Here is a 12501-nt window from a genome sequence, read left to right on the forward strand (position 1 = left end):
AAAATAAAATTATTTATTTTACTTTTTGAGCTTTCCTTTTATTTACTGCTTTTACTTTAACAGTAGGAGTAGAAGCACCTGCTTTGTAAAAATTAGTATAAGCATATTCTGCGGCTTTTTTCAAGTCGATAACACCACCTGCCTCAGAAATCAGATCAAATCTATTGTTTGTGTTTGAACTGATCATTGCATTTACAGTAGATTTATTTGCTGTTTTTACTAATGATTCTATTAATTGTGCCGGAGTTAAATTTGGCATGTAAGCTAACAATACTGCAGCAGCGCCTGCAACAACCGGAGAAGCCATAGAAGTTCCCTGCAGATACGCATATTTCCCACCAGGAACGGTAGAATAAATTTTCTCACCCGGAGCAAAAACATTCACCATCTTTTGGTTATAATTAGAGAAATCTGCTCTCAAAAATTCATTATTATTGGTAGAAGCTCCTACTACGATCATATTATTGATATAAGGTTTCGCGTCGTCAACATTTTTGAAGTTGGTCGGATAATATACATTTTCAGCAACGTTCTCATTGTCATTACCTGCTGCTTTTACCAAAAGAACTCCTTTGTCCTGAGCATATTTAAATGCATCCCAAACAACATTTTTCCCTGGAGAAACCGGTTTCCCGAAACTCATATTCAATATTTTCGCACCATTGTCAACTGCATATCTCACTGCATTTGCAACATCTTTATCTCTTTCATCACCATTTGGAACAGCTCTCACCACCATTATTTTCGCAACTTTGTAACCAACTCCATATTGTACTTCTTTTCCTTGAGGAAGACCCGCAATAATTCCGGCAACGTGAGTTCCGTGTTCTCCTTTTGGATCTGCATAATGATTATTCCCGTAATTTTTCTGTGCATAATCATCATAATTATCTCCTACGATTGCGGCGCGAGGATCAAAATCTAAATTATATTGTTTTGTCGCCTGAACTTCATAATAATCAACTGCTTCTTTCATTTGATCATTTAAGAATTTTTGAACTTCTGCGGGAGATTTTCCCTGTACTGCTGGATCGTTTACAACCTGTCCCAAAACTGAAGCTGCCATTGCCTGATCCTGAGTAGTTGGTTTTATCGCTGCAATTACTTCAGGAGTTAAATTTTGTCCGTTGAGCATTGCAATCATGGTCGGAATCATGTCCTGGATTTTCTTATAAGTTTCGTAGCCTTGCTTTGCTTCAACACCTTTCTTCGTATAAATTTCTTTCGACTTCATGTACATTGCAAAATCTTCGGACATTTTTGCCTGATTTACTTTGTTTTTAGCTGAATCTGTACCTTCAAAAATCGGCTGATATTTTTTTACAACTCTGGTAACTTCTAAATTATCATCGTAGACATCGCCATTTTTTCCACCCAGAAAGTTCCAGCCGTGAACATCATCAACGTAACCGTTTCCGTCGTCATCTTTTCCATTGTTTGGAATTTCATTTACGTTGGTCCACAAATTTTTGATCAAACCTGGATGATTAACATCTACTCCGCTGTCTAAAACACCAACAATTACTGGAGTCGGTTTCAAACCTTTGGATTCTAAATATTTGTAAGCATTTTGTGTATTTACACCGTATATATTTGTTGAAGCGAAATCTTTGTGATACCAAGTCATCAGATCTTTGTCCTGCATCGGATCCAAAGGTGCAACTACAGTCTGTGCAAAAGAAGCAAAACCTGTCATAAAACAAGCTGCAATGAATATTTTTTTCATAAAGTAACTATTTATTTGTTTTGAATATTTTTTATATAAGTCAAAGATTCGGGTCCTTTGTTACAAAGCAGATCGATAATTGAAAGGTCTTCCTGAAAGCCAAATTTGTCGGTAAAGGTTTGATAGTATTCTGGGAGAAGAAATTCCTGCTCTTTTTTGGGCGAGAATTTTTCTCTGTAATTTTCTTCGGTTGGATTTCTAAAATACTCTTCGCTCAAAGAATAAGTCTTAGTGGTTTTCAGAATTTTTTGAATTATTTTTAAAGCATTCAGGTTGAAAGCAAACAAAGAATTCGTTTTAAAATTAAAAATCTCTTCAAGCTGATCTTCGTAATATTCAAAATAAGGCGATCTTTGATAAGCGGTCTTAATGGATTTCCAGTGGATTTTTTCCCAGGGATCACGGTGAGAAACATCAATTTCGTTGATGGTTCTTGTACCGTTGTGTTTCACGGGAATTATTAACAACAATCTCCCATTTGCACCATAAACTGCAGTTCTGTTTCTGTAGGTCTGTTTGGGAAAGCTCTCGAACTGTTCGAAAACAATTTCAGAATCTTCTCGCAGAAAAACCGAAAACCAGGAAATAGGCGGTAAATAAAAGAGGGGCAATAAAATTTTCATACTTAAAAAACCTATCGATAAAATTTAATAAAAAACGTAACTTGGAGATTCAAAATAATCTCCTAGCCCCGATCGCAACGACATCCTTTTATGGAGCTTCAGCGGAATAAAAGATATAGTGGAGAGCGGGAAATAGCTCCCAATAAAAAATAATAAATTGCTATTCGAGCACGTCGAACAGCTCCTAATACTACTCTTCTGATTCTTTTTTCTTGAATAATTTTGAAATATAATCCCAACCGAAGAATACCAGTAAAATAATCGCTGCAACCCACCAATAAGAGGTTTTGTTGGCTTCACCAGTATTTGTGGCTTTGAACATACGGTCCCAACGGATTTTTTTACCATCGGGTTGATAAGAGGAACTTTTGTCCGGGAAAAGACCTTCGACACTTAACCACGTAAACATCGGCGAACCAACAATATTTTCTTCAGGAACGAAACCGAAAAATCTCGCATCTAAGGAAGCGTCGCGATTGTCACCAATCATCATGTAATAATCCTGCTTGATGGTGTATTGCGTAGCTTCTTGCCCGTTGACAAAGATTTTGCCGTCTTTATTTTCGAGTTTGTTGTGTTCGTATTCTGAAATGATCCAGCGGTATTCGGGTAAAGTTTCCTGATTTAAAGTGACAACATCGCCTTTTTTCGGAATTTTCAAAGGACCGTACCAATCCTGATTCCATTTTTTATTGATCGGGAAAATTGATTGTGTTGTATCCACATGTTTCGTGTAACCATCGTGCATTGCATTTAGTTTGAAAGAAACTGCACCGGAATCTTTGGGCCAAATGTGTTCCTTCAAATCGATCACTTGTGGCAGCATCTTGATTTCTTTCGCTGTTTCATCGGTCAAACCCTGGAAATCGTACAGATAACCGGTTTGCGTTTGAACTTCCTGCACGGGAAGAAATCCGTATTTTTTGTATAACGACGGAACATCGAGTTGACTGCCGGTCGTTGCTATATATTTATGCTGTTTTTTCTGATCGCCTAAAATACTTTCTGGTTTACCGTTGATGAAAAGTCTTCCCGCACGGAATTCCATGATATCACCTGCAACAGCGACGCAACGTTTTACATAAGGATCTTTTCTGTCGGTCGCAGTATGAACGGAATCCTGTGGATAATTAAAAACGACAATATCGTTTTTCTGTGGTTTGTTGAACTGCAAAATCCTTGCATAGGGTAATTTTACGGCATCAACATAAGATTTAGGATCATCTTTTGGATTGTTCTTTTCGCCGGTATCCATGATTGTTCCCTGTAAAAAAGGAATTGCAAGAGGTCGCATCGGCATTCTGAAACCGTAGCTCCATTTATTTACAAAAAGAAAATCTCCGACAAGAAGCGTTCTTTCCATTGACCCTGTCGGAATTCCAAAAGGTTGCGTGAAGAAAACGTGTACGATTGTAGCGAAAACTACTGCAAAAGTGATCGAGCCAACAAAAGATTCTTTTTTACCTGCTTCTTTTTCTTCCTCAGTCAAATATAAATCATCTTCGACATGCAATTCAGAATCTTTAGAATAATTGACGAATGCCATGTAAATAAAAGGAAGAATTACCGTCAATAATTTTTGAACGAAACTCGTTTTACCGAAATGTTTCATTAAGAACAAATGAAAAACCGTCATCATGATCGGTCCAACAATTGGAACGTAGGCTAAAATGACCCACCACTTGGAGTGATCTGTTTCTTTTTGAATAATATAATAATTATAAAAAGGTACAAAAGCAAAAAGCGGATTGTAACCCATTTTTTTAAAGAGTTTCCATGTAGAAATCCCCATCAATAATGAGAGAATGATCACGTAAACTGCGTAAGTTAAAAAGTAGTTCATATTTCTATTTGGTAATATTTGAATTATTAGTTTGTTTTAAAGCGCTTTTGTTACAAATACAGGAGCAATAAGTAATTGGTAATGAGTAATTGCGTTATGTTTATTACTTATTATTCATTGTTTATTACTTATCAAAGAGGACGTCTTTCATGGAGAAATTTCCTCTTTTTCCCTGAATCCATTCGGCAGCGATCACTGCTCCAACCGCAAAACCGTTTCTGTTGAAAGCGGTGTGTTTAATTTCAATTTCATCGACTTCACTTTTATAAAAAACGCTGTGTGTTCCGGGAACTTCATCTTCGCGCACCGAAAAAATTCCTAACTCACTGTCTTTTGTTTCCTCCTGTTTCCAGGCATCAAATCTTGGATCATTATTGATTATTCCTTCCGCTAAAGTAATGGCTGTTCCGCTTGGCGCATCTTTTTTTTGGGTGTGATGAATTTCTTCTAACTGAACCTGATATTCGCTGAAATTCTTCATCAGATCTGCCAGCTTTTCATTTAAAGCAAAAAATAAATTCACGCCTAAACTGAAGTTAGAACCGTATAAGAAAGCAGTATTATTTTCGACTGCCATTTTCTCAATTTCCGGTTTTTGATCGAGCCAGCCTGTTGTCCCGCAAATGACAGGAATTTGATTTTCGAGACAGAATTTGATATTATCAAAAGCTACTTCCGGATTCGAAAATTCGATGGCAACATCGGGATTATTTAAGTTTTCTAACGTTGGAGTTTCATTGAGTTGAGCTACGATTTCGTGACCTCTTTTGGTGGCAATTTCTCCAATTATTTTGCCCATTTTTCCGTAACCAACTAATGCTATTTTCATCATTTTGAACGTAAAAACGTTTGCTTTTAATTAAAAATTATAACTTAAACTTAAACCAGCTTTTGAATTTTGCTGGGAAAACTCATCGAAAATAACCGTGGGTTTAAGTGCCAAATCGGGATCTTTTCTTCCTTCATATAAATGAGCATCTACGACTGCATCTACAATATTTAAAACATAAATCAAAGCCGTAACTGCGATCGCATAATCTCGCTGCCTTTGTGCACGGTCCTGAGTTCTTCCCAAAGCTTCCGCTGTAATTCCAGGAATCTCTGAAAACTCATGCGGTTGTCCGTTGAGTTGTGCAATAAAAGCATTTCGGTATCTCGTATATTGTTTTTGATTCCAAAGCGTGATTCCGATTCCTGTTCCAATTCCGCCCCAAACAATGGGGATTTTCCAGTATTTCTTATTGTAATATTGTCCAAGTCCCGGCAAAACTGCGGAATACAATCCGGCTTTCGTAGGATTAAATCTCATGGCTTTTACCGGAGCGTTCGCCTCCCGAATATCGGTTAAAACTTCCATTTCCGCTTTTGGTTTCTTCGTAGAAATAGAATCGGTGGGATAATTTTCAACCCGAATTGTATCGTTTCGATTAACCTGAGCGAAACAGTTCAGGGATAATAAAAGAAGGAAAATCAGAGTAAGTTTCTTCATCTATTTAAAGTGTGAAAGAATATTTTCAAGTTCTTCTTCATTTTTGAAATCGAGGACTATTTTACCTTTCTTGCCATTTGCAGCGGTTTTTATCTCAACCTTCACTTCTAATAGATCAGCAAGGTTTTTTTCTGCTTTTTTAAAATGATTTGGAATCGTTGCCTTTGATTTCTTTGCCGTTTCTTTAGGATTTTTCAGAAGGTTTGATTCTTCCTCGGCCTGTCTTACGCTCCAGTTATTTTTTACAATTTTTTGAAAAAGTTCGTCTTGAATTTCTTTTTCCTCCAAACTAAGGATAGCTCTGCCGTGACCAGCCGAAATCTCTCCACTTCTAATGGCATTTTGCATATCAGGATTTAACCTCAACAAGCGAATTGAATTGGTAATTGTACTTCTTTCCTTCCCAATTCGTTGGCTCAAATTTTCCTGAGTCATGCCGATTTCTTCGAGCAATCTTTGATAAGTCAAAGCGATTTCGATGGCGTCTAAATCTTCTCTCTGGATGTTTTCAACCAATGCCATTTCCAGCAATTCCTGATCATTAACCAAACGAATATAAGCCGGAAGCGTTTCTAAACCTGCGATTTTACTGGCACGAAAACGTCTCTCTCCCGAAATAATTTCGAATTTGTTGCCGTCTTTTCTTAAAGTAATCGGTTGAATTACACCCAGATTTTTAATGGACTGCGCTAAATCTGCAAGTGCTTTTTCATCAAAGTAAGTTCTTGGTTGTGAAGCATTTGGATAAATGTCTTCCAGCGCTACTTCTACAATATTTCCTACAAATTTATCTGCACCTTCGTCCGTTGCAGAATTGACCGATGCTTTGGATTCTGCACTTAAAATTGCGCCCAAACCACGTCCCATTGCTCTTTTTTTGTCTTTCATTTTTATAAATAATTTCAATAGACATGAATTCTTAAATTCAAATCAATAAAATAAGTTTCTAATTCTTAACTAAACTTTCATTTTTCAGCAAAACTTCCTCAGCTAACTGAAGATACTGAATCGCACCTTTGCTTTCTGCATCGTAATTTAAGATGCTTTCACCAAAACTCGGTGCTTCACTTAAACGGACATTTCTACTGATAATTGTTTCGAAAACCATTTCCGGAAAATGCGAATTCACCTCTTCAACAACTTGATTCGACAGTCTTAGACGGGAATCATACATCGTTAAAAGCAAACCCTCAATATCTAAATCTTTGTTATGAATTTTCTGCACATTTTTGATGGTATTCAGAAGTTTACCCAAACCTTCCAATGCAAAATATTCACATTGAATAGGAATAATTATAGAATCAGCCGCAGTTAAAGCATTAATGGTGATTAAACCTAAACTCGGAGCGCAGTCAATAATAATATAATCGTAATCATCTCTGATTGATTTCAGCGCTTCCTTCAGCATGTATTCTCGATTTTCACGATCTACCAATTCAATTTCAGCAGCGACCAGATCGATGTGAGAAGGAATAATATCAAGGTTTGGAGAAGCTGTTTTTTGGATGCATTTTTTAGCATTTTCGCTATGTTCCAAAAGGTTGTAGGTGGAAAAATTAGATTGCTCAATTCCCAAACCTGAAGTTGCATTAGCTTGTGGATCAGCATCGATCAACAAAATTTTCTTTTCCAAAACTCCCAATGCGGCGGCTAAATTAATGGCGGTTGTTGTTTTACCAACACCACCTTTTTGATTTGCAACACCTATAATTTTAGCCATTCTGTACGATTTTAATCACCAAAAATACACTTTTTTCTGATTTTCAGAGGATTCATAAACCTTCACTTTACGTTAAAGTATTGTTAATTAATAGTTTAAGCAATAAAAAAATTATCCACAAAAGTGAATCTTTTGTGGATAACTATCAATGTGAAATAGATATAAATGATTTTACTCAAATTGCATTGAAATTGGAAAATTGAAATAGCTTCTTACATTCTCCCCATTCCATTTTGCAGGCATCCATTTTCCTTTTATATTTTTAACGGTATTTTCTGCTTCTTTATTAAATTTTGAATTAGGTCCTTTCGCTGTAATACTTGAAATAGAACCGTCTTTTTCGACAATAAAAGTGACCGTAGTTTTTAACAGATCGCCAGTTCCATCAAAATTTCCCGCATTAAAATTTTGTGTCACTTTAGATCTAAATGCATTGATTCCACCATTGAAAATTGCTTCAGTATCTACTTTATCTACTGGATTATTATTAATTGGTTTAGGAACCACGGGAACAGGTATTGTGGTATGTTCCACAATTACTGGCGCCGAAATAGTAACTGGCGGAGTCCCGATCACATTATCTGTACCAATTCTCGCATTATTTGTTGCACTTAATGGTGTTGCAGGAGTTTCAATTCTTGGATTTCTTACCGGTGTCGGAATTTCCAATTTCACTGTACTTTCAATAACTCTTGGAGGAACTATTGGCGTTACGACAACAGGAATTTCATCAGGAGGCAATTGTACCGGCGTAAATGTAAGTCCTCCAGAATCAGAATCAACTACAGCTGGAGTTTGAAAAGAATTGATTATTAAGGGCGTAATTGCTAAAGTAGCAAAAAATGCTACACCAATAAACAATGCTTTTGTGAGGTTATGAGCTTCATCACTACGCATTACGTAAGCACCGTAATTCTTGTTCCGGTTTTCGAAAAGAATTTCATTGAAGCGATATTCTTTTTCAGAGCTTAAAAAATTTTTCATTTTGTAAATATTAAAAAATTAAAAAAATTGGAAATTGTTATTTTGATATGTTAATTTCAATAACATTAAAAACATATCAAAAAATAAACCAAATTATTGATAATTATGAACATATATTATTCAATTCATAACAAAATGAAAATCTATAAAGATGTGTTTGTACCTGACGTGTAGTAATTAATAAATCATCTTACAACACTTAGCAGCAATATTATTATTAATAAGTTATTATTTTACTCACTATTGAACTATTATCCATAAAATATTTAATGCTAATCCGTCAATTATAAAGAGGTTTTATGGATTTAATCAACTGAATATTAGCTATAAAAGAAAATTTATAAACTGATTATACAATTAAATATTTTTCTTATTTAAAGCATATCATTAAAATTAAATGCTTAATTTTGAGTTGATTAAGAAACAATAGGTGTTTTAGCCCTTATAAAAACAGATAAAACACGCTTCATTTACGGGGAAAACACCGTGGATTACATCAAACACTTCAATTAAATTTGCCAATGAAAAATATCGGGGTAGCTGAAAACCGAATAGAGTAAGCGAAAAAAACTAAAAAAAAACCATGCCGACACAAGAAGATCTAACAAAAGACTTTATGGGCCAATTAATTGGTAAAGTCTATGACACGTTAACGAACAACAACCCAGAAAGTTTGGGACCAAACAATTTTATCGCTTTCGATCCCATCGGAAAAGTTTTGATGAGCAACTCTTTTGATTTTGCAATCAATGGAATATTTGGTGTACCACAGAAACCTAAAGCGATTTTAGACAGTAAAGGAAATCAAGTTTTAGACGCAAACGGAAAACCACAATTTGATATGGTTGATTATCAAAACATGGTGAATTCAACAAAAAACGGAAATTTCTTAAAAATGGAGCAGTTCGCTGCCATTACTGATGAAGTTCATGATGGCGTTCCTGCATTGCTTCCGAGTGGAAAAGGTCGCGCCTTTGCAATATTTAATCCTACTGGAAAGTCAATTTCAAAAGGTTATGGCGATCTGATGGATTGGTGCGAAGTTGCAGATTCTATAATCGATCCGAAAGTTGAAGCAAAACTTGCTAAAATGCGGGATAAATTATCAAAAACAAAAGTGCTGAAAAATCCGGAATATGATCCGGAAGAAATTGAAAGTGACACTAATTTAAAAATGATTACTCAGACTTTTATTTCGCAGATGTACAAAAAATATTTAGAGTATGCGATCAAATACACCGATGTTTTAGAAACCAATAACGCAATACGGGTTTCCGCAGATAATGGTGATTCCGACGCTGCTGCACAAATTTCAATTGATGGGAAGAATATGAAAAAGAGGGAAGATATGGCTCTTCAAGCTTGGAATGCAATGGGCTTCAAGGAATCGGTTGAGCAAATGCAAAACTATATTGGTGAAGTCGAAGCAAAAAGCATTCTTACCTTAAAAAAAAGACTGGAGAAAGAATACAGAAATAATCTGCGGACAAAAATATTAGAATATACCGACTATTCCGTCTCCTCGCCAATTCCTGCAGAAGCAATTAAACTGTCTTCTGGCTGGACAAAATTTGATTCAAAAAGCGTGGCATCATCAAGCAGCTATAATCGTTCTGTACACGATGCTTCTGTGAAAGCTGGTTTCAATGCCTTATTCGTAAAAGGAAATGCGGGATCTAATTTTAATAGAGACAGCATGAACAGCAATTTCTCCAGTGATGATTTTAGTTTTAGTTTCAAAATCGGAAAAGTTGCGGTAGCGAGAGGTTGGCTAAACCAAAATTTCTTGGAATCTAAATACTGGAGATTAGCGGATAATTCACCACAAACCCGTAGCCAACAAGTCCTTAGTGACGGAAACGGACAAGGACTTTTACCTTCACTCATCACTGAATTGATCATGGTAAAAGATGTTTCCTTTAAATTTAACACCCAGTCCTCTAATTATTCTAAAATCAAAACGCATTTTGATGCAGGTGGTGGTTTCAGTTTCGGACCCTTTTTTAATTCGAGTGCGAAATATTCTTATGATAACACCAATATTCAATCAAATTCTCAATTTAAGAACGGAGAATTAAGTTCACCAGATATTTCAATAATTGGCTACAAATGCCGAATACTACCAAAGTCGCCGAATACTGATTCAAGCATCAAAAAATTTGTAAGCGCGACAGATTCATAATTCATATTGATCAGCAGAAAACAGCAGTTTTCTGCTGATTTTTAAAAACTAAAACCATGAAATATTATATCGCAGTTTACGAAAAACTGAGAGAGATCTATCTTTCTCAGGGCGCAATGGAAAATGATCTACCCATGATTTGTCCTTCTTTGCGGATGTATGAAAATGAAGACTTAGAACTTCTGAAACCAGCCTCTTTGCTTAATGATGAACAGAAAAAAACAGAATCTATTCTTAAAAAGCAAAACATTTCTTATGAATTAAATTCGGTTCCTATTTCCGCCTATTTTTGGGATCTTAATGTTAACACCGCACTTTTTGATATTTACCGGGATATTTTAGATCACAGTAACATTCGAGATTTCGAGCAAAATTTTATGCGGATTTCTGTGAGTTCAAGTACAGTTCTTAATGATGCTAAAAATGCAGATACCAAAGAATACAAAAACTATAAAAAATACAGAATTGCGTATGATTCCGCATTAGAAAAAATCACAGATCATTTATCAACATTCGAAGATTTAACGACAGATGAAGAAAAAATGAACTGGAAAGATCAATTTTTGAGCATGAATAATTTAAAGGAATTGGCAATGTCTGAGTGGAAAGTTAGAGGTTCCAAAGATTTTATTGAAAAAGAATTGACAAGAATTAACGCCAATTCTGATGCTGATCTCTATTTGGCAATGTCACGTGATGCAAAATTCTCCTTCGATTCGGCCGAAAGAACAGATATTAATACTTTTTCCGCAATACATGACATCAATTTTATTCCGTATGACTTTATGGAAAATGAATCTGGATGGAATTCTTTAAAACTAAATAAGCAGGAAATGGAGACCCTTTATCTTGCCGCAAAAAACAGCAATCAAAATCTATCTGCAGAAATTTTATCCATTGATTATGATGAAAACGGAATTGAATCCATCGAAGTAGATTATAGTTTTGTACACTTAAAACGATCTTGGTTTAATAAAAATTTTATGCTTTCTCCCTTTTTTGAATGGAAAGAAAGCAAACCAATTTCAGATGGTGTTACCATTTCAGATGGATTTAAGCTTCCTGCCATTACTAAAACCATGATGCTCATCAAAAATCTAAAAATAATTTTAGATTCTTCTGTTAGCTCAACTGATGTGAATGATCCTAACAAACTCATTTTTTTTGGACCAATGATCATGAAGCAGCAACTCTTCATTAACAAAAATAATAACGAAAGATTTCTGAAAGTAGTCACCGATAAAAAAATGTTGCAATCTGACCAGCTTTCCTATTTGTCCAAAAAAGCTACGCCTCAAACCGTCAATATTCGAATTCCAGGAAAGAGACCACAAATTTTTGAAAGTACAACAGGCGATCCAGTTATACCCGTCTTTAACACGATAAAAGTTGATCGAATGAAAATGGGAACTGTTTTAACTTCCAGACAAACTTTTAATGTAGGATCTCCACTTCAGGTTGAACCAAGACGACCAGTGACGCCGCTTCCTAATCCCGTTGAACCCATTGTTCCAAAAACAATTCCAACAAATATTAAGCTTATTTCTGCGATTTTCGTTCCACTGAATTTACCAATATTTCAGCATTTATCCAATGTAACTTTTCGGATTATTGATAACAAAAATAATGAACCAGTCTATAAGTGCAATATTTCCATCATTGGGACCAACAGTAATAATGAGAGCAACAGAATTTTTAATATTGAGTCTGACCAAAGTGGCAGCATCTCTCAAAATTTACCGATTGGTGACTATAATATCAGTTTTAGAATTGATGAATACGCAGTTTTAGAGGCTAAATTTAATGTTCCCAATACCAATCCTTTAACTCTGGAATATAAACTGCAGCGGAAACAAATTCAATTTAAATCATTTTTCCTTATCGGTATGATCTGTGAAAAAATGCCCAAAATACCTGCTACTTAAACCAAAAAA

The 12501-nt window shown here is 35.4% G+C and carries 10 protein-coding genes; 2 read left to right on the forward strand and 8 right to left on the reverse strand.

The genetic code is table 11. The annotated features are described in order from the left end of the window. Positions 1 to 13: 13 nt before the first annotated feature. The 8 genes from OA86_RS11490 to OA86_RS11525 all read right to left on the reverse strand — a co-directional run bounded on the left by OA86_RS11490 (position 14) and on the right by OA86_RS11525 (position 8385). Positions 14 to 1726 (reverse strand): S8 family serine peptidase, encoded by a 1713-nt coding sequence (locus tag OA86_RS11490; RefSeq protein ID WP_039353275.1) that lies wholly within the window; start codon positions 1724 to 1726, stop codon positions 14 to 16. 11 nt (positions 1727 to 1737) lie between these two features. Next, a complete protein-coding gene (locus OA86_RS11495) occupies positions 1738 to 2349 on the reverse strand; it encodes a WbqC family protein (RefSeq protein WP_039353278.1) in 612 nt (203 codons plus the stop codon). Positions 2350 to 2539: 190 nt separating this feature from the next. After that, a complete protein-coding gene (lepB, locus tag OA86_RS11500) occupies positions 2540 to 4192 on the reverse strand; it encodes a signal peptidase I (RefSeq protein WP_039353282.1) in 1653 nt (550 codons plus the stop codon). A 124-nt stretch (positions 4193 to 4316) separates the two neighbouring features. Next, positions 4317 to 5021, reverse strand: a complete 705-nt coding sequence (gene dapB / locus OA86_RS11505) for a 4-hydroxy-tetrahydrodipicolinate reductase (protein WP_039353411.1) — start codon at positions 5019 to 5021, stop codon at positions 4317 to 4319. A 30-nt stretch (positions 5022 to 5051) separates the two neighbouring features. Next, positions 5052 to 5681 carry a DUF5683 domain-containing protein gene (locus OA86_RS11510; protein ID WP_039353286.1) on the reverse strand — a complete coding sequence of 210 codons (630 nt, stop codon included), beginning with the start codon at positions 5679 to 5681 and terminating at the stop codon, positions 5052 to 5054. Continuing rightward, the gene (locus OA86_RS11515) at positions 5682 to 6569 is read right to left on the reverse strand and encodes a ParB/RepB/Spo0J family partition protein (RefSeq protein ID WP_039353289.1); all 888 of its coding nucleotides are present in this window, start codon (positions 6567 to 6569) and stop codon (positions 5682 to 5684) included. A gap of 58 nt (positions 6570 to 6627) precedes the next feature. After that, positions 6628 to 7401, reverse strand: coding sequence for a ParA family protein (locus OA86_RS11520; RefSeq protein ID WP_039353292.1), 774 nt, complete (start codon positions 7399 to 7401; stop codon positions 6628 to 6630). A gap of 171 nt (positions 7402 to 7572) precedes the next feature. Then, positions 7573 to 8385: an energy transducer TonB gene (locus OA86_RS11525; protein WP_039353294.1), complete on the reverse strand. Its 813-nt coding sequence runs from the start codon at positions 8383 to 8385 to the stop codon at positions 7573 to 7575. 583 nt (positions 8386 to 8968) lie between these two features. Between OA86_RS11525 and OA86_RS11530 the strand changes: the two genes are divergently transcribed. Then, a complete protein-coding gene (locus OA86_RS11530; protein ID WP_039353297.1) occupies positions 8969 to 10567 on the forward strand; it encodes a hypothetical protein in 1599 nt (532 codons plus the stop codon). A gap of 56 nt (positions 10568 to 10623) precedes the next feature. Continuing rightward, positions 10624 to 12492 carry a hypothetical protein gene (locus tag OA86_RS11535; protein WP_039353299.1) on the forward strand — a complete coding sequence of 623 codons (1869 nt, stop codon included), beginning with the start codon at positions 10624 to 10626 and terminating at the stop codon, positions 12490 to 12492. Positions 12493 to 12501: the final 9 nt, after the last annotated feature.

This window comes from Kaistella jeonii, assembly GCF_000812865.1.
Lineage (GTDB): Bacteria > Bacteroidota > Bacteroidia > Flavobacteriales > Weeksellaceae > Kaistella > Kaistella jeonii.